The 17,819-nt window shown below is 71.1% G+C and carries 19 protein-coding genes and 1 riboswitch; of the genes, 11 read left to right on the top strand and 8 right to left on the bottom strand.

Features of this window, described 5'->3' with window-relative positions:
* Positions 1-21 precede the first annotated feature (21 nt).
* The 3 genes from AB0J97_RS44070 to AB0J97_RS44080 form a co-directional block, all read right to left on the bottom strand.
* Positions 22-405 (bottom strand): VOC family protein, encoded by a 384-nt coding sequence (locus AB0J97_RS44070; protein WP_357708087.1) that lies wholly within the window; start codon positions 403-405, stop codon positions 22-24.
* Between the two features lie 4 nt (positions 406-409).
* Positions 410-730 (bottom strand): multidrug efflux SMR transporter, encoded by a 321-nt coding sequence (locus AB0J97_RS44075; protein WP_364101167.1) that lies wholly within the window; start codon positions 728-730, stop codon positions 410-412.
* A 33-nt stretch (positions 731-763) separates the two neighbouring features.
* Positions 764-822, bottom strand: a riboswitch (guanidine-III (ykkC-III) riboswitch).
* Positions 823-847: 25 nt separating this feature from the next.
* Complete coding sequence (locus AB0J97_RS44080; RefSeq protein WP_364101170.1) at positions 848-1,645, bottom strand: class I SAM-dependent methyltransferase; 798 nt, start codon at positions 1,643-1,645, stop codon at positions 848-850.
* A gap of 103 nt (positions 1,646-1,748) precedes the next feature.
* On the opposite strand from AB0J97_RS44080, the gene AB0J97_RS44085 reads away from it, so the two are divergent.
* The 3 genes from AB0J97_RS44085 (at position 1,749) to AB0J97_RS44095 (ending at position 4,855) form a co-directional block, all read left to right on the top strand.
* Positions 1,749-3,554 (top strand): acyl-CoA dehydrogenase, encoded by a 1,806-nt coding sequence (locus AB0J97_RS44085; RefSeq protein ID WP_364101173.1) that lies wholly within the window; start codon positions 1,749-1,751, stop codon positions 3,552-3,554.
* Positions 3,555-3,620: 66 nt separating this feature from the next.
* The gene (locus AB0J97_RS44090; RefSeq protein WP_364101176.1) at positions 3,621-4,559 is read left to right on the top strand and encodes an MBL fold metallo-hydrolase; all 939 of its coding nucleotides are present in this window, start codon (positions 3,621-3,623) and stop codon (positions 4,557-4,559) included.
* 71 nt (positions 4,560-4,630) lie between these two features.
* Entirely contained in the window at positions 4,631-4,855 is a 225-nt protein-coding gene (locus tag AB0J97_RS44095; RefSeq protein WP_364101178.1) for a hypothetical protein, read from the top strand.
* On the opposite strand, the gene AB0J97_RS44100 is transcribed toward AB0J97_RS44095, so the two are convergent.
* On the bottom strand, positions 4,852-5,145 hold the full coding sequence (locus AB0J97_RS44100; protein WP_357708081.1) for a Dabb family protein: 294 nt from the start codon (positions 5,143-5,145) through the stop codon (positions 4,852-4,854). The genes AB0J97_RS44095 and AB0J97_RS44100 overlap by 4 nt on opposite strands.
* Before the next feature lie 43 nt (positions 5,146-5,188).
* Between AB0J97_RS44100 and AB0J97_RS44105 the strand changes: the two genes are divergently transcribed.
* The 4 genes from AB0J97_RS44105 to AB0J97_RS44120 are packed head-to-tail and all read left to right on the top strand — an operon-like array spanning position 5,189 to position 8,923.
* Entirely contained in the window at positions 5,189-5,956 is a 768-nt protein-coding gene (locus AB0J97_RS44105; RefSeq protein WP_364101181.1) for an NUDIX hydrolase, read from the top strand.
* Positions 5,953-6,807 (top strand): molecular chaperone DnaJ, encoded by an 855-nt coding sequence (locus tag AB0J97_RS44110; protein ID WP_364101184.1) that lies wholly within the window; start codon positions 5,953-5,955, stop codon positions 6,805-6,807. The genes AB0J97_RS44105 and AB0J97_RS44110 overlap by 4 nt, the downstream gene beginning before the upstream one ends.
* Positions 6,808-6,818: 11 nt before the next feature.
* Positions 6,819-7,754, top strand: a complete 936-nt coding sequence (locus AB0J97_RS44115; protein WP_364101187.1) for a hypothetical protein — start codon at positions 6,819-6,821, stop codon at positions 7,752-7,754.
* A complete protein-coding gene (locus tag AB0J97_RS44120) occupies positions 7,751-8,923 on the top strand; it encodes an adenylosuccinate synthetase (protein WP_364101190.1) in 1,173 nt (390 codons plus the stop codon). Before AB0J97_RS44115 ends, AB0J97_RS44120 begins: the two co-directional genes overlap by 4 nt.
* A 41-nt stretch (positions 8,924-8,964) precedes the next feature.
* On the opposite strand, the gene AB0J97_RS44125 is transcribed toward AB0J97_RS44120, so the two are convergent.
* Genes AB0J97_RS44125 through pdhA form a run of 3 tightly spaced genes read right to left on the bottom strand, consistent with a single transcriptional unit; the run spans position 8,965 to position 12,496 of the window.
* Positions 8,965-10,410 carry a dihydrolipoamide acetyltransferase family protein gene (locus AB0J97_RS44125; RefSeq protein ID WP_364101193.1) on the bottom strand — a complete coding sequence of 482 codons (1,446 nt, stop codon included), beginning with the start codon at positions 10,408-10,410 and terminating at the stop codon, positions 8,965-8,967.
* Between the two features lie 17 nt (positions 10,411-10,427).
* A complete protein-coding gene (locus tag AB0J97_RS44130; protein WP_357708074.1) occupies positions 10,428-11,408 on the bottom strand; it encodes an alpha-ketoacid dehydrogenase subunit beta in 981 nt (326 codons plus the stop codon).
* Positions 11,405-12,496 carry a pyruvate dehydrogenase (acetyl-transferring) E1 component subunit alpha gene (gene pdhA / locus AB0J97_RS44135; RefSeq protein ID WP_364101196.1) on the bottom strand — a complete coding sequence of 364 codons (1,092 nt, stop codon included), beginning with the start codon at positions 12,494-12,496 and terminating at the stop codon, positions 11,405-11,407. Before pdhA ends, AB0J97_RS44130 begins: the two co-directional genes overlap by 4 nt.
* Positions 12,497-12,724: 228 nt before the next feature.
* Here pdhA and purS point away from each other — a divergent pair, with 228 nt between their 5' ends.
* From purS to purL, 4 genes are all read left to right on the top strand, one after another.
* Entirely contained in the window at positions 12,725-12,970 is a 246-nt protein-coding gene (gene purS / locus AB0J97_RS44140; protein ID WP_357708072.1) for a phosphoribosylformylglycinamidine synthase subunit PurS, read from the top strand.
* A gap of 221 nt (positions 12,971-13,191) precedes the next feature.
* Positions 13,192-13,581, top strand: coding sequence for an ATP-binding protein (locus tag AB0J97_RS44145; protein WP_352320494.1), 390 nt, complete (start codon positions 13,192-13,194; stop codon positions 13,579-13,581).
* Positions 13,582-13,720: 139 nt separating this feature from the next.
* Complete coding sequence (gene purQ / locus AB0J97_RS44150; RefSeq protein WP_357708071.1) at positions 13,721-14,404, top strand: phosphoribosylformylglycinamidine synthase subunit PurQ; 684 nt, start codon at positions 13,721-13,723, stop codon at positions 14,402-14,404.
* Positions 14,401-16,653 carry a phosphoribosylformylglycinamidine synthase subunit PurL gene (gene purL / locus AB0J97_RS44155; RefSeq protein WP_357708069.1) on the top strand — a complete coding sequence of 751 codons (2,253 nt, stop codon included), beginning with the start codon at positions 14,401-14,403 and terminating at the stop codon, positions 16,651-16,653. The genes purQ and purL overlap by 4 nt, the downstream gene beginning before the upstream one ends.
* A gap of 56 nt (positions 16,654-16,709) precedes the next feature.
* Here the strand turns inward: purL and AB0J97_RS44160 are convergent, their stop codons facing one another.
* Entirely contained in the window at positions 16,710-17,630 is a 921-nt protein-coding gene (locus tag AB0J97_RS44160; protein WP_364101201.1) for a hypothetical protein, read from the bottom strand.
* Positions 17,631-17,819: the final 189 nt, after the last annotated feature.

The following is a 17,819-nucleotide window of genomic DNA, read 5'->3' on the forward strand; positions in this document are numbered from 1 at the left end:
GCCAGCTTCACCGACAGAACATCATTCCGGCAAGGCCCTCTCGGCCTCGCTCCTGCACACGCAGAACTCGTTCCCCTCGGGGTCGAGCATCGTCACCCAGCCCGAACCGTCGGGCCTGCGCTGGTCCTGGAAGAGGGTCGCGCCGAGGCCGAGCAGCCGCTCGACCTCCTCGTCGCGCGTCCTTCCGTCTGCGTTGTTGACGTCGAAGTGCACGCGGTTCTTGGCGGTCTTGGCCTCGGGCACGCGGATGAACAGCAGGAACGGGTCCTGGGGCGTACGCAGCATGACCTCGTCGGCCCCCGGCTTGTCACCCTCGCCCAACGGCCACCCGGTGGCCTGGCTCCACCAGTTCGCGATCTCATAGGGATCGGCGGCGTCGACGGTGATGGCATGGATCTCAATCATCGCACTAGTGTCCACCAGCCAGATTGAGCCCCACGACACCGGCCAGGATGAGCGCGATCGAGGTCAGGCGCAGCGGCGACACGTCGTCGCCCATGGCGACCATGCCGAGGATCGCGGTGCCGACGGCCCCGATGCCGGTCCACACGGCGTACGCGGTGCCGACCTCCAGGGACTTGAGCGCGTAGGCGAGCAGCCCGAAGCTGAGGGCGGCCGTGGCCAGGAAGGACACGGTCCACCACAGGTTGCTGAGGCCGTTGCTGAGCTTGAGCGACAGTGCCATGGCCACCTCGAACAGGCCGGCCAGCACGATGAGGATCCACGCCATGATCAGTTCTCCTGGGGACGAGACGTACAGGTACGTGCGTCGTCTTGGCGTTCCGGGTACGGCGCGTCTCGTCCGGGAGCAGTCAGCTCAAGTGTTCCAACGGCCCAGAGAAGCGGATCATTCCCACCAGACGGTGACCCAGCGGTCGCGTGGCACCGGCCACATCCCCAGCTCGACCGCCGTCTCGGCCACCTCCTCCACCCTGGACGGGTCGAGGCACACCCGGCGGCAGGCGCTCTCGGCCAGCTCCTCGACCGTCGTGAAACGTTCCAGGGGCGCCTCCCGCTCCTCCACGCGCACGGCGAAGCCCAGCGCCGCCGCCAGGGCCACGCAGTCCTCGGCGATGGGACGGACCGGGCGGTCGACGCCGTGGAAGTGCTGCCAGAGCGGCGTCATCCAGCTCATGGGATGGCGATGCGACAGTTCGAGCACCACCCGGCCACGGGTGTGGCGGTCGAGCGCCCGCAGGAACTCCGCCAGGTCGGGCACGTTGTAGACCACGTGCGCGGCGACGGACACGTCGGCCACCGGCACCTGGCCGGCCACGTCGGGCCAGCGCCCCTCGACGGTGGTGGCCGGCACGCCCAGGTCCATCGCCCTGACCTTCAGGTGCTCCAGCATGGGCGCGGAGGTGTCCACCGCGTAGAGGTGGCCGATGCGCTCGCGCAGCGGCAACGACGCGGCGCCGGGGCCCGAGCCGACGTCGAGGAGCGTGCCCTTGTCGGGCAGCGCCTCGGCGAGGCGGGTCATGGTCGGGCCGTCGTCGGGCTCGGCCAGCGCCCGGTCGGTGCTCGTGGCGAACCGGGCCGGTGAATGGCTCCACGGATCGGCCGGAGCCTTGGCCAGGATCTCCTCGGGGATGGCCCAGGATTCCAGTCGCTCCCGCCACCTGGTGGCGAGTTCTTCGGCGTCCATGGAGTCGAGCATGCCATGCATGGCCGGGGTTACTCGCGGGTAGCATTGCAGGTAAGGTTACTGGCCAGTACATGAAGACCTCGGTTCAAGGAGATCTGCACCCATGGGCCACTACAAGAGCAATGTGCGTGACCTGGAATTCAACCTCTTCGAGGTGTTCGGTCGACGCGAGATCCTCGGCACCGGGCCCTTCGGCGAAGTGGACGAGGACGTCGCGCGGAGCATCCTGGACGAGGTCAACAGGCTGGCGACCGGCGTGCTCGCCGACTCCTTCGAGGAGGGCGACCGCACCCCGCCGGTGTTCGACCCCGCGACGAGCACGGTGACCGTCCCGGCGGGCGTCAAGAAGTCGTTCAAGGCGCTCGTGGAGGGCGGCTGGGCGCACCTCGACCTGCCCGCCGAGCTGGGCGGCCCCGGCATCCCGCGCAGCCTCGCCTGGGCGACCGCCGAGATGGTGCTCGGCTCCAACCCGGCCCTGTACATGTACGCCGCCGGCCCCAACTTCGCCTACACCCTGTGGAAGCTGGGCACGCCGGAGCAGAAGCGCTTCGCCGAGCTGGCCATCGAGCACAACTGGGGCGCCACCATGGTGCTCACCGAGCCGGACGCGGGCTCGGACGTCGGCGCCGGCCGGGCCAAGGCCGTCCAGCAGCCCGACGGCACCTGGCACATCGAGGGCGTCAAGCGCTTCATCACCAGCGCCGAGCACGACATGGCCGACAACATCTTCCACCTGGTCCTGGCCCGTCCCGAGGGCCACGGTCCCGGCACCAAGGGCCTGTCGATGTTCCTGGTGCCCAAGTTCCACGTGGACCTGGAGACCGGCGAGCTGGGCGAGCGCAACGGCGCCTACGTCACCAATGTCGAGAAGAAGATGGGCCTGAAGGTCTCCACGACCTGCGAGCTCACCTTCGGCGACAAGCACCCGGCGATCGGCTGGCTGGTCGGCGACGTGCACGAGGGCATCAAGCAGATGTTCATGGTGATCGAGCACGCCCGCATGATGGTCGGCACCAAGGCCATCGCCACGCTCTCCACCGGCTACCTGAACGCCCTCGACTACGCCAAGTCCCGCTACCAGGGCGCGGACCTGACCAAGATGGCCGACAAGTCCGCCCCCCGGGTGACCATCACCCACCACCCGGACGTGCGCCGCGAGCTGATGCTGCAGAAGGCGTACGCCGAGGGCATGCGCGCCCTGGTCCTCTACACGGCCACCTTCCAGGACGCCCTCCTCATCGACCCGGCGGACCGGCACGCGGAGGCCATGAACGACCTGCTGCTGCCCCTGGTCAAGGGCGTCGGCTCCGAGCGCTCGTACGAGCTGCTGGCCCGCTCGCTGCAGACCCTCGGCGGCTCGGGCTACCTGCAGGACTACCCGATCGAGCAGTACATCCGCGACGCCAAGATCGACTCCCTGTACGAGGGCACCACCGCGATCCAGGGCCTCGACCTGTTCTTCAGGAAGATCCTGCGCAACCAGGGCGCCGCGGTCGGCGCGCTGCTCGCCGAGATCAACGAGTTCGCCGCCTCCGAGGCGGGCAACGGCCGGCTCAAGGAGGAGCGCAAGCTGCTCGCCGAGGCCGCCGCCGAGGTCAAGGCCATGGGCGACACCATGGCCGGCTGGGCGCTCGGCTCGCTGGAGAAGCCGGAGGAGGTCTACAAGGTCGGCCTGAACAGCACCCGGTTCCTGCTCTCGCTGGGCGACCTGGTGATCGGCTGGCTGCTGCTGCGCCAGGCCGAGGTGGCCCTGGCCCGGCTGGCCGAGGGCGAGGACCCGTTCTACCAGGGCAAGGTGGCCGCGGCGTCGTTCTTCGCCGGGACCGTGCTGCCCAGGCTGACGACCGAGCGGCGCATCCTGGCCGCCACCGGCCAGGAGCTCATGGAACTTCCCGAAGAGGCCTTCTGAGCCTCGGAACCTGACGGCGACGCCCGCTTCCCCTCCGGGAGCGGGCATCGCTGTTAGGTTCCGGGCATGAGCTCGTCATCTCATGACCACCCCCTGCCCCCGCCGCGCGTCGAAGAGGTCTCCGAGGGCGTCTACGCCTACGTGCAGCCCGACGGGAGCTGGTGGATCAACAACACCGGATTCCTGGCCGGGCGGCGCGGCGTGATCTGCGTCGACGCCTGCTCGACCGAGCGCCGCACCCGCGACCTGCGCGAGGCCGTCGGCAAGGTCAGCGGCAGGCCGATCACCACGCTGGTCAACACCCACCACCACGGCGACCACACCTTCGGCAACTGGCTGTTCCCCGAGGCCACGATCGTCGGGCACGAGGGCGTACGGGCCCAGATCCTGGCCGACGGCGTCCCGGCGTACCGGGGGGCCTGGTCGGCGGAAGTGGTGTGGGGGGCGATGGAGGTCGCGCCGCCGTTCCTGACGTACACCGAGGGGGTCACCCTCTACTCCGACGACCTGCGGTGCGAGGTGCGGCACGTCGGGCCGGCCGCGCACACGACCAGCGACTCGATCGTCTGGATCCCGGAGCGGCGGGTGCTGTTCTCCGGCGACCTGGTCTTCAACGGCGGCACGCCGTTCGTCCTGATGGGCTCGGTGGCCGGGACGATCGCCGGGCTGGACACGCTCAGAGGGCTGGACGCCGAGACGATCGTCCCCGGGCACGGCGAGGTGTGCGGGCCGGAGGTCTACGACCGGGTCGAGGGCTACCTGCGGTTCGTGCAGGAGGCCGCCCGGCACGGCCGTGAGGCGGGCCTGACGCCGCTGGAGGCCGCGCGGGAGACCGACCTCGGCGAGTGGGGCGGGCTGCTCGACCCCGAGCGCATCGTGGGCAACCTCCACCGGGCCTACGCCGAGCTGGACGGACGCCCGCCGGGCGCGCCGATCGACGTCGGCGCGGCCGTGCAGGACATGATCGCCTACAACGGCGGGCGGCCATTGTCCTGTCTCGCCTGACCCGGCGAGGGTGTGATCACCGATACCCGGGTATGACCGTGGGCGTACTTCGCCTTTGCCTGGAGGTCGTCATGGGTGTCGGGGTCAGCATCTTCTTCCTCACGCTCGGCGCCATCCTGAAGTTCGCCATCGAGCCGGACGTGTTCGGCCAGAGCGTGCACATGGACATCATCGGCGTCATCTTCATGATCGTCGGGGGCGTCGGCGTCGTGCTCAGCATCGTGCTCGCGCCCCGGCGCGGGCGCACCTCCGACGACCGGCTGATGCACCGCGAGAACCACCCGCCGGAGCTCTAGAGGCTGAGCTGCACGGCGGCGCGCGTCGCCAGGATCGGCTTGATGTACTGCGCGATCACGGCCTGGTGGCGGGGATGGTCGCGGTAGATCACGAAGTCGTCCACGCTGTCGAGGTCGGCGACCACGGCGAACTCGTGGTTGCCCTCGGTGATGCCGGCGTCGGGCCCCACCGTGTACGCCCGTAGCTGCGGGATCTCGCCCGGCAGCTTGCGCAGCTCGGTCGCGACCGCGGCCTTCTGCTCGTCGGTGGCGTCGTCGGCCCAGGTGAACAGCACAATGTGACGGATCATGCGCCAACCCTATCGACACCCACCCTTCTCGGGGGTTATTCTCATGTCGAGATTGACTCAGCTTGAGAAGGACGTGGGCATGGACGAGTTCCTGGCCGGCTACAACCCCCGGCTGTACGCGCCGGTCGCGGTCACCGTCGACGTGGTGGCGCTGACCATCCGCGACCGGCGGCTGCACGTCCTGATCGTCGAGCGCGGCGTGGAGCCGTACGCGGGCCGTTGGGCGCTGCCCGGCGGCTTCGTCAGGCCGGACGAGGACCTGCCCGAGGCGGCGGTGCGCGAGCTGGCCGAGGAGACCGGCGTGTCCACCAGGCCGGCGCACATCGAGCAGCTCGCCAGCTACGGCGGCCCCGGCCGCGACCCCCGCATGCGGGTGGTGTCGATCTCCTACCTCGCCTTCGCCCCCGACCTGCCCGACCCCGAGGCCGGCACGGACGCGGCCGCCGCCGTGTGGCACCCGGTCGACGACGTGCCGCCGCTCGCCTTCGACCACGCCCGCATCCTGGCCGACGGCGTCGAGCGTGCCCGGTCGAAGCTGGAGTACACGCCGCTGGCCACGGCCTTCGCCGGCCCCGAGTTCACCGTCTCCGAGCTGCGGCTGATCTACGAGACCGTGTGGGGCACGCCGCTGCACGCGGGCAACTTCCACCGCAAGATCCTGTCCGTCCCCGGGTTCGTCGAGAGTACCGGCCAGACCACCGAGACCGGCGGCCCCAGGGGCGGGCCGCGCGCCAAGCTCTACCGCGCGGGCGACGCCCGGCTGCTCCACCCCGCGCTGCTGCGGCCCGCACGGGAGGAGGAGGTGCGATGAACACGGCGGAGGCGGCGGCGATCGTCGCCGCGGCACGATCGGCCCAGGAGCTGTTCACGGGCGGCTCTCCGGCCCGCGTCTACCGGCGGCTGGCCAGGGCGTTGCACCCCGACCTCGCGCCGGGCGGCGAGGAGGCGTTCAAGCGGCTGGTCACGCTCTGGGAGACCTACCACCGGGGGCAGCGGGTCGGCGACTTCCTGGTCGGGCCGCCGCTGCACAAGGGCGGCACCGCCGTGCTCTACCCGGCCGGGCGCGGCGCCGGGCGCGACTCGCTGCTCAAGGTGGCCCGCGACCCGGCCGCCGGCCGGCTGCTGGTCCGCGAGGCCGCCGCGCTGCGGAAGCTCGCCTCGGACGGCGACCCGCGCCTCCTGCCGTACGTCCCCCGCCTGGTCGCGAGCTTCCGCTACCGGAGCGGCGAGGTGGTCCGGCAGGCGAACGTGCTCAGCCGGGCGCCCGACGGGTTCGTCACCCTCGAACGCGTCGGCACCGGCCGCGACCCCCGCGACGTGGCCTGGATCTGGCGGCGGCTGCTCGTGGCCGCCGGGTTCGCCCACCGGGCCGGCGTCGCGCACGGCGCCGTGCTCCCCCGCCACGTCCTCGTCCATCCCCTTGACCACGGGCTCGTGCTGGTCGACTGGTGTCACGGCGACCGGCTCGACGAGCGCGCCGACATCACCGCCCTGACCAGGTGCGTCGAGCGCCTGCTGGGCGAGTGCCCGCACCGGATGCGCGCCTTCGTCCGCGGCTGCCTGCTGCGCCCGCCGTCCGACGCGTGGGAGCTGCTGCGCGAGCTCGACGACCTGCTCGACGACCTGTACGGACCCCGCACGTACCGTCCGCTCCACCTTTGAGGGAGGCTGCCATGGGCAGCGGAATCTGGTCCACGAACGTCTACGACTCCGCCGCGCGCTACCGCGCGGCCACCGGCTCCAGCGCCTTCGCCTACAGCGACGGCGGAGCCCGGCAGGTCCACCCCGACCTCGACCCCTTCGGCGTGACGCGGGAGAGCCGCGACTCGGCCGAGCACCCCGACTCGCTGGCCATCGCCGTGCTCTTCGACGTGACCGGCTCGATGCGCGCGGTCCCCCGCGAGCTGCAGACCCGGCTGCCCGACCTGCTCGGGCTGCTGCTGCGCAAGGGGTACGCCACCGACCCGCAGATCATGTTCGGCGCGATCGGCGACGCGACCTGCGACCGGGCGCCGCTGCAGGTCGGCCAGTTCGAGTCCGACAACCGCATGGACGACCAGCTCGGCCTGGTCCTGCTGGAGGGCGGGGGCGGCGGCCAGAAGCGCGAGTCCTACGAGCTGGCCATGTACTTCATGGCCAGGCACACCTCCATCGACTGCCACGAGAAGCGCGGCAGGCGCGGCTACCTGTTCGTCATCGGCGACGAGATGCCCTACCCGCGGGTGTCCAGGAACCAGGTCAAGGACCTCGTCGGCGACCGCCTGACCGCGCCCCTCGGGGTGGCCGACATCGTCGGCGAGCTGACCCGCAAGTACGACGTCTACTTCATCCTCCCCCAGGGGGCCAGCTACGCCGGCGACCCCGAGGTGCTGGACGCCTGGCGCGACCTGCTCGGCCAGAACGTGCTGGAGCTGGACGACCTCGACGCCGTGTCCGAGACGATCGCGCTCACCGTCGGGCTCGGCGAGGACGCGATCGGCCTGGACGAGGGCCTTGAGGACCTGGCCGAGCTGGGCTCGACGGCCGGCGCGTCCGTGTCGCGGGCCCTGGCCAGGCTCGACCGCGGCACGGTGGTCACCGCCGAGCCGCTCGACGGGCTCCGGCCGTGAACGAACACCTCGTCGTCGTCGACCTCGGGTACGGCGACGCCGGCAAGGGCACGGTCGTGGACTGGGCGTGCGCCACGCTGCCCGTCCAGGCCGTGGTCCGGTTCAACGGGGGCGCGCAGGCGGGGCACAACGTCGTCCTGGACGACGGGCGGCATCACACGTTCGCGCAGTTCGGCGCAGGGACGTTCCGAGGGGTTCGTACGCATCTGTCGAGGTTCGTGGTGGTCGATCCGCTGGCCCTGTCGGCCGAGGCGGAGCATCTGGCGCGGCTCGGCGTGCCCGACCCCTTCGGGCTGCTCACGGTGGACCGGGACTGCCTGCTGGCGACGCCGTACCACGTGGCGGCCGGGAGGAGGCGGGAGCTGGCGCGGGGGGCCGCGCGGCACGGGTCGTGCGGGATGGGCGTCGGGGAGGTGATGGCGTACCGGCTGGAGCACGGCGCGCTGGCGCCCCGGGCGGGCGACTCGCCGCGTGAGCTGACACGGAAGCTGACCGTGCTGCGGGAGGCGCTGGGCGGCGAGGGGCCTGCGGTGGCCGACTGCGTGGCCGTCTACCGGGCGTTCGCCGAGCGGGTGCGGCTGGTGGACTCGTCGTACACGGCCGGGCTGGTCAGGCGGGGGCCGGTCGTGTTCGAGGGGGCGCAGGGGGTGCTGCTGGACGAGCGGTGGGGGTTCGACCCGTACACGACGTGGAGCACGACGACCTTCGCCAACGCGCTGGAGCTGCTGGAGGGGGCGGGGGCGGCGCGGCTGGGGGTGCTGCGGACGTACACGACCCGGCACGGCCCCGGCCCGCTGGTGACCGAGGACCCCACGCTGACGCTGCCCGAGCCGCACAACCCGGCCGGGCCGTGGCAGGGAGCCTTCCGGCTCGGGCACTTCGACGCGGTCGCCCACCGGTACGCGGCCGAGGCGGCGGGCGGCGTGGACGGCCTCGCCCTCACCCACCTGGACGCGGACGTCTCGCGCATGTGCGTGCGCTACGACCGGCCCGTCACGTTCGCCGAGCCGGACCGCACGTCCCGGCTGCTGCGGGCCGCCCCCGTGTACGAGGAGGGTGTATCAGACTGGCCCGCGGCGGTCTCTCATGTCGTGGGCGCGCCCGTGTGGCTGGAGTCGTACGGCCCCCGCGCGAGTGACAAGAAGGCGCCCTGGCCGAGCCTGCGGTGACCACCGGGGAGAGGGGTCCTCCCGGCGGTCACCGCCTGGCTCTAGCCCCAGGCGAGCATGCGGAGCGGGTCCTCCAGCATGGCGCCGACGTCGCGCAGGAACATCGAGCCCAGCTCGCCGTCGACGATCCGGTGGTCGAAGCTGAGCGCGAGCGTGGTCACCTTGCGCACGGCCAGCTCGCCGTCGACCACCCACGGCATGTCCCTGACCTGGCCGAAGGCCAGAATGGCCGACTCGCCCCGGTTGAGGATGGGAGTGCCGGCGTCGACGCCGAACACGCCCACGTTGGTGATCGTGATCGTGCCGCCCGACATCTCGGCCGGCTGGGTGCGGCCCGCCCTGGCCGTCTCCGCCAACGCGCCCAGTTGCCTGGCCAGCTCGGGGAGGGAGAGGGCGTGGGCGTCCTTGACGTTGGGCACCACGAGGCCGCGCGGGGTGGCGGCGGCGATGCCCAGGTTCACGTAGTGCTTGACCACGATCTCCTGGGCCGCCTCGTCCCACGACGAGTTGATCATCGGGTAGCGCCTGACCCCGGTGAGCAGGGCCCGGCAGACCAGCAGGAGCGGGGAGACCTTGACCTCGGCGAAGTCGGGCAGGGCACGCAGGCGCCTGACCGCCTCCATGGTCTCCGTCACGTCCACCTGGAGGAACTCGGTGACGTGGGGGGCCGTGAACGCGCTGGCCACCATGGCCTGGGCGGTCATCTTGCGCACGCCCTTGACGGGGACGCGCTCCTCCCGCTGCTGGGGCTGAGCCTGCCGGACGGGCTCGGGCGCCGCCTGGGGGCCGCCCTCGGCGGCGGCGTGCACGTCGTCGCGGGTGATGGACCCCTGGGGGCCGGTGCCGGTGAGCGTGGTGAGGTCGACGCCCAGGTCCTTGGCCAGCTTGCGGACCGGCGGCTTGGCCAGCACGGCCACGCGGCCCGGACCGACGGGCGCGACGACGGGCGGGTGCCCGGCCGGCTCGACCGGGCGGGCCGTCGGGGCCGGGCCGGGGACCTCCACGCGGGCCGGATTGGCCACGGGCGCGGCCGCGATCGGCTCCGCCGGCTGCTTGCGGGGACGGCGCTTGGAGGCGCCGGTCTTGACGCCGTAGCCCACCAGGACCGCCTGCCGCTCCTCCTTGGGCGCGGGGCTGCCGTGGGCGCCGGGCTCGACGGCGCCCTCCTCCGGGGGCTTGGGGACCATGTCGTCGGCCAGCGCCTTGAGCCCCTGGTCGCCGCCGCCTCCCTCACCGGCCATCTCGCCGCCGCCGGTGTCCACGGAGACGATCGGCGTGCCGACGTCGACCGTGACGCCCTCCTCGACCAGCACCCCCGCGACCACGCCGTCCCAGGGGATCGGCAGCTCGACGATGGACTTGGCGGTCTCGATCTCCACCACGATCTGGTTGACCTTGACCTCGTCGCCCGGCCGCACGTGCCAGCGGACGATCTCGGCCTCGGTCAGCCCCTCCCCGACGTCGGGGAGCTTGAACTCGCGTCGCATGGAAGCACGTCCCCCTTTCAGAACCCGAAGGCGCGGTCGACGGCGTCGAGCACCCTGTCCAGGTCGGGCAGGTAGTGCTCTTCGAGCTTCGACGGCGGATAGGGGGTGGAGAAGCCGCCGACCCTCAGGACGGGCGACTCCAGGTGGTAGAAGCACCGCTCGGTGATCCGGGCCGCCAGTTCGGCGCCGAACCCGCTGTAGACGGGGGCCTCGTGGACCACGACCGCCCGTCCGGTCCGGCGTACGGACTCCATGACCAGCGGCTCGTCCAGCGGGTTGAGCGAGCGCAGGTCGATCACCTCCAGCGAGCGGCCGTCGTCCTCGGCGGCCGTGGCGGCCTCCAGGCACGTCTTGACCATCGGGCCGTAGGCCAGCAGCGTGACGTCGGACCCCGGCCGGACGACCCTGGCCTTGTCGAACGGCGTCCACCAGTCGGTCGAGGCCGTGTCGATGTCGGCCTTCTCCCAGTAGCGGCGCTTGGGCTCGAAGAAGATGACCGGGTCGTCGCTCCGGATGGCCTGCTGGATCATGGTGTAGGCGTCGGCCGGGTTGGAGCAGGCCACCACGCGCAGGCCGGCCGTGTGCGTGAAGTACGCCTCGGGCGACTCGCTGTGGTGCTCGACCGCGCCGATGCCGCCGCCGCACGGGATGCGGACGACGACGGGCAGCTTGATCGCGCCGAGCGAGCGCATCGGCATCTTGGCGAGCTGCGTGATGATCTGGTCGGCCGCCGGGAAGACGAACCCGTCGAACTGGATCTCGCACACCGGCCGGTAGCCGCGCAGCGCCAGGCCGATCGCGGTGCCGATGATGCCGGACTCGGCGAGCGGCGTGTCGATCACGCGGTCCTCGCCGAAGTCCTTCTGCAGGCCGTCGGTGACGCGGAAGACGCCGCCGAGCTTGCCGACGTCCTCGCCCATGATGAGGACCTTGGGGTCGTCCTCCATGGCCCGGCGCATGCCCTCGTTAAGCGCCTTGGACAGGCTCAACACCGTCATTTCTCGAAGCCCTCCAAGTAGGCGGCGAACTGCGCGCGCTCCCCGTCGATGAGCGCGTGGGGCTCGCGATAGACGTGGTCGAAGATATCGAGCGGCTCGGGGTCGGGCATCGCCAGGCACCGCCTGCGCAGGTCGGCGCCGAGCTGGTCGGCCTCCGCGGTGACGGAGTCGAAGAACGCCTGGTCGGCCAGCTCGTTGCGGAACAGGTACGCCTTGACCCGCTCGATCGGGTCCTTCAGCTTCCACGCCTCCAGCTCGCTGGCCACCCGGTAGCGGGTCGGGTCGTCGGTCGTGGTGTGGGCGCCCATCCGGTACGTGAACGCCTCGATCAGCGTCGGCCCCTGGCCCGTACGGGCGGCGTCGAGCGCCTTCCTGGTCACCGCGAGGCAGGCGAACACGTCGTTGCCGTCGACCCTGACGCCCGGGAAGCCGAAGCCCGAGGCCCGGCGGTAGAGCGGGATGCGGCTCTGCTTCTCCAGCGGCTCGGAGATGGCCCACTGGTTGTTCTGGCAGAAGAAGACGATCGGCGCGTTGAACACGCCGGCCCAGATGAACGACTCGTTCACGTCGCCCTGGCTGGTGGCGCCGTCGCCGAAGTAGGCGATCGCGGCGGCGGAGGCGTCGTCGCGCTGGATGCCCATCGCGTAGCCGACCGCGTGCAGGGTCTGGCTGCCGATCACGATCGTGTACAGGTGGAAGTTGTGCTCCTCGGGGTCCCAGCCCCCGTGGTTGACGCCCCTGAACAGGCCCAGCAGCTTCACCGGGTCGACGTCGCGGCACCAGGCGACGCCGTGCTCGCGGTAGGTGGGGAAGGCCATGTCGGTGTCGGTGAGCGCGCGGCCCGAGCCGATCTGGGCGGCCTCCTGGCCGAGCAGCGAGGCCCAGATGCCCAGCTCGCCCTGCCGCTGGAGCGCCACGGCCTCCAGGTCGATGCGCCGGACGAGCACCAGGTCGCGGTAGAGCGACCTGACCTCTTCGGGCGTCAGGTCTATGTCGTAGTCGGGGTGCTCGACCCGTACTCCTTCGGGGGTGAGCAACTGCACGAGCTCAGGGGGTGCTTCGGCACCACGAGAGGCGTCGACTGTCACGTGCCGCTCCTGTGCGATCGGGGCCGGTGTCGATGGGGTCGCCACCTGGGGCCAGCCGTGGGTGCGTGCGAACCATGTGGTGGTGGTTCGTACGCGTTTGGGGACATCGTGGCAGACGTCACAGCCCTCCGCGCAAGCCCCATGTCCTCCCCGTTCCCGTTGTGTCGACGGGCATGCACGCCGGTAGGCTTGCTTTCCCAAGCACCCACTCCACCCAGGAGGAACGCAGTGGCGCGCGTCATCGTAGACGTCATGCTGAAGCCCGAGATCCTCGACCCGCAGGGCCAGGCCATCGCCAGGGCGCTGCCCAGGCTCGGTTTCGCCGGCGTCTCGGCCGTCCGTCAGGGCAAGCGGTTCGAGGTCGAGCTGGAGGGCCCGGCCGACGAGGCGGCTCTCGACGAGGTACGGAAGATGGCCGAGACACTGCTGGCCAACACCGTGATTGAGGACTACAGCGTCCGAGTTGAGGGGTAGAAGGCACATTTGATGCCTGGTTTTACCCCTGGTGGGTTAAAGTCGCGTTCGGGCATGCCACAATGCCACGGGCGTGCCAACACTAAATAACAACAACGTGATTTTGCGGTTAGCCCCGATTTCACAGGGAAACCTACTCCAGGTGACATTCCGGAGCCCGGAGGAGTCCGGTGGATATTGAGTTCTCGTTGGCGCTGCCTCGGGATGCGATCGGCATACCGATGGTCAGGCGGGTGCTTGGCGATGCGATGCGTTCACTCAACGTGAGCGAGACCTGCATCGCCGACATGCTGCTCGCCGTCTCCGAGGCGTGCTCCAACGCGGTGCGACACGGCGGCCCGGCCAATCGTTACGAGGTCTCTGCGTCGATCGGCTACGGCCGCTGCGACGTGCGTGTCGCCGACAGCGGCGACGGCCTCCCGTCGATGCCGCTGCACTTTCCTCCGCCCGACACCGAGAACGGCCGCGGCCTGCTGATCATGCGGTCCGTGGTGGACGAGATCTCCTTCGGCACCACCCCGGGCCGCGGCACGACGGTCCACCTGCGCAAGATGCTCGCCTGGGACGACGAGGCCGAGGGCGCCCGTCACCGCGAGCTGGCCGCTGTCTGAGCGCTGTCCGGGCGCGGTCCGAGCCGCTGCCCGGAACACAGCCGCGCACCCGATAATCTGAGTACACCGCCGTAGACCGCCGTCCGCCCCTAAGAGACGGTGGCACGCGCGTGCGCATTCCTCGGAGGGGACGACTGTCATGAGCGCTGCCCGTGTGGGCGTAGTCACGTTTCCAGGAACTCTCGACGACCAGGACGCCGCCAGAGCCGTGCGCCTCGTGGGCGCGCAGGCGGTCCCGCTGTGGCACGCCGACCACGACCTGAAGGGAGTCGACGCCGTCTTCCTGCCCGGCGGCTTCTCCTACGGCGACTACCTGCGCTGCGGCGCGATCTCCAGGTTCGCCCCGCTGATGGACGAGCTCATCCCGGCCGCCAAGGCCGGCCTGCCGGTGATCGGCACGTGCAACGGCTTCCAGATCCTCTGCGAGGCCCACCTGCTGCCCGGCGCGCTCACCCGCAACGCCTCGCTCCACTACGTCTGCCGCGACCAGCGGCTCACGGTCGAGCAGCCCGCCACCGCCTGGACCGGCTCCTTCGAGCAGGGCCAGGAGATCGTGCTGCCGGTCAAGCACGGCGAGGGCCGCTACGTCGCCTCCGAGGAGACGCTGGCCGCGCTGGAGTCCGGCGGCCACGTCGTCGTGCGCTACGCCGGGGGCAACCCCAACGGCTCGCTCAACGACATCGCCGGCATCCGCAACGAGGCGGGCAACGTGGTCGGCCTCATGCCGCACCCCGAGCACGCCGTGGAGGAGCTGGTCGGGGCGCCGAGCACCGACGGGCTCGGCTTCTTCACGTCCATCCTGAAGAATCTGGTGAACGCATGAGCACCGACAACGTCAAGCGGGCCGCCGAGACCCCCGACGAGCCGATGCCCTTCGCCGAGCTGGGCATGAAGCAGGACGAGTACGACCGGGTCAAAGAGATCCTGGGCCGCCGTCCCACCGGGTCCGAGCTGGCCATCTACAGCGTCATGTGGTCCGAGCACTGCTCGTACAAGTCGTCCAAGGTGCATCTGAGGCAGTTCGCCACCAAGGCGCCCAAGTCCGAGGCGCTGCTCGTGGGCATGGGCGAGAACGCGGGCGTCGTCGACATCGGCGACGGCTGGGCGGCCACGTTCAAGATCGAGTCGCACAACCACCCGTCCTACGTCGAGCCGCACCAGGGCGCGGCCACCGGCGTCGGCGGGATCGTGCGCGACATCATGTCGATGGGCGCCCGCCCGATCGCCGTCATGGACGCGCTGCGCTTCGGCGGCGCCGACGCCGTGGACACCCGGCGGGTGCTGCCCGGCGTGGTCGAGGGCATCAGCCACTACGGCAACTGCCTGGGCCTGCCCAACATCGGCGGCGAGGTCGTCTTCGACCCCTGCTACATCGGCAACCCGCTGGTCAACGCGCTCTGCGTCGGCCTGCTGCGCAAGGACCAGATCAAGCTGGCCACCGCGCCCGGCCCGGGCAACCAGGTCGTGCTGTTCGGCGCGTCCACGGGCCCCGACGGCATCGGCGGCGCGTCCGTGCTGGCCTCGGCGACGTTCGAGGACGAGTCGCAGGCCAAGCGGCCCGCCGTGCAGGTGGGCGACCCGTTCATGGAGAAGCTGCTCATCGAGTGCTGCCTGGAGCTCTACGCGGCCGACGTCGTCGTCGGCATCCAGGACCTCGGCGCGGCCGGCGTCTCCTGCGCCACCACCGAGCTGGCCGCCAAGGGCACCGGCGGCATGAAGGTCGACCTCAACCTGGTCCCGCTCCGCGACCCCTCGCTCAGGCCCGAGGAGATCCTGATGAGCGAGTCCCAGGAGCGGATGATGGCCGTGGTCCGGCCCGACGACATCCCCGCGTTCCTGGCGATCTGCGCCAAGTGGGACGTCCCGGCCACCGTCATCGGCGAGGTCACCGACACCGGTCGCCTGATCATGACGTGGGACGGCGAGGTCATCGTCGACATCCCGCCGGGCACCGCCGCCGACGACGGCCCGGTCTACGAGCGTCCCTTCCACGAGCCGTCCGGGCAGGGCGCGCTCAACTCCGACACCCCCGACCGGCTGGCCCGTCCCGATGACCTGCGGGCCACCCTGCTGCAGCTCCTCGGCTCGCCCAACCTGGCCTCCAAGGAGTGGGTGACCTCCCAGTACGACCGGTACGTCCGCGCCAACACCGTGCTGGCCCAGCCCGCCGACGCGGGGATGCTGCGCATCTCCGAGGTCATGGCCGGGGCCGAGCCGACCACCCGGGGCATCGCGCTGTCCACCGACGGCAACGGGCGTTACGCCAAGCTCGACCCCTACGCGGGGGCGCAGCTCGCGCTGGCCGAGGCATACCGGAACGTGGCCGTGACCGGCGCCAAGCCGCTGGCCGTCACCAACTGCCTCAACTTCGGCTCGCCCGAGGACCCCGAGGTCATGTGGCAGTTCGCCGAGGCCGTACGCGGGCTCGCCGACGCCTGCCGCACCCTCGGCGTGCCGGTGACCGGCGGGAACGTCTCCTTCTACAACCAGACCGGCTCGACCGCCATCAACCCCACGCCGGTCGTGGGCGTGCTCGGCGTCATCGACGACGTGGCCAAGCGGGTGCCGTCCGGGTTCACCGCCGAGGGGCTGCGGGTCGTGCTGCTCGGCGACACCGGCGAGGAGTTCGGCGGCTCGGAGTGGGCCCACGTCGCCCACCGCCACCTGGGCGGCCTGCCGCCGAACGCGGACCTGGAGGCCGAGCAGGCGCTGGCGACCGTGCTGGTCGAGGCGGCGGCGCGCGGGCTGCTGGAGGGGTCGCACGACCTGTCCGACGGCGGCCTGGCCGTGGCGCTGGCCGAGTCGTGCCTGGCGCGCGGCGTCGGGGCCACGGTGGCGCTGAGCGGCGAGCCGTTCACCGACCTGTTCAGCGAGTCGGCCGCGCGGGCCCTGGTCGTGGTGCGGCCGGAGGCGTTCGACGAGTTCGCGGCGCTGTGCGGGCGGCACGAGGTGCCGTGTTACGGGCTCGGGGTCACCGGCGGGGAGTCGCTGGTGGTCGAGGGCGTGTTCGAGGTGGGGATCGAGGAGATCCGCGAGACCCACTCGGCGACGCTGCCCGCGCTGTTCGGCTGAGACCCAACGAGAAGGGCCGGTGCGGGGTGACCCCGCACCGGCCCTTTCATGTGTCGTCAGACCTTCTTGATGCAGACGACGTAGACCTTGCCGGAGACGCTGGTGCCGTTGTTGCCACCGCCGCTGGTGTAGTTGTTGCCGCCGCCGTTGTCGTCCTTGGCGACGGTCACCGTCCAGCCGGAGGCGCCGGGGTAGCTGCCCATGACGACGGCGTTCTTCAGGGTGCCGAAGGAGAAGCCGCCGCCGGTGGGGGTGCCGCCGTTGTTGCAGGTGGCGGTCACCGAGCCGAGGCTGCTGATGGTCGCGTCGTTGGTGTAGGTGCCGTAGGCGGCGCCGCCGCCGTCCTTGCCGGGCTCACCCTTGGGGCCCTGAGGACCCTGCGGGCCCTGCGGGCCGCGCTCGCCGTCCTTGCCCGGGAGGCCCTGCTTGCCGTCCTGGCCGTCCTTACCGGGAAGACCCTGCTTGCCGTCCTGGCCGTCCTTACCAGGAAGACCCTGCTTGCCGTCCTGGCCGTCCTGGCCGTTCTTCCCGGGGAGGCCGTCCTTGCCGTCCTCGCCCTTCGGGCCCTGGGGGCCCTGCGGGCCGCGCTCGCCGTCCTTGCCCGGGAGGCCGTTCTTGCCGTCCTGGCCGTTCTTGCCGGGGAGGCCCTGCCTGCCCTGGGGGCCCACCGGGCCCGTGTCGCCCTTGGGGCCCTGAGCGCCGGGCTTGCCCGGGGCGCCCGTGTCGCCCTTGGGGCCGGACGTGGCGCCGTTCAGCTCCGTCGTGCTGCCGCCGATCACGACGCGCTCTTCGGTCTTCCGGCACGGCGTTGTCGGGTTGACGATGCGGACGTACCGCGTCTTCTTGTGCACGCAGGCGTAGACCTCGCTCGCCGCCGACGAGGCGGTGGCCACGCCACCGACGGCGAGGAGCGAGGCGGCGAGCGCTCCGACAGTGGCGAGGGTGAGCGTACGCCCACCGCGAACCTTGATAGCCACGGCTTTCCTTCCAAGGGACAAGTGATGCTCAGGTTGTGCATGAGATTCACGTTTCGACCGTTCCAAAGGTTGGCAAGAACTACATAACGTGTATGTCACGAAACGGAGGGTTACTGACCAGATTGACCGACTGTCGCGCTGCCAGTGGGTAAAAGGACGCATTGGCGGCGGCGATCCCGCGTGGATAAT

The sequence above is a fragment of the Nonomuraea sp. NPDC049607 genome (genome assembly GCF_040675375.1).
Taxonomy (GTDB): Bacteria; Actinomycetota; Actinomycetes; order Streptosporangiales; family Streptosporangiaceae; genus Nonomuraea.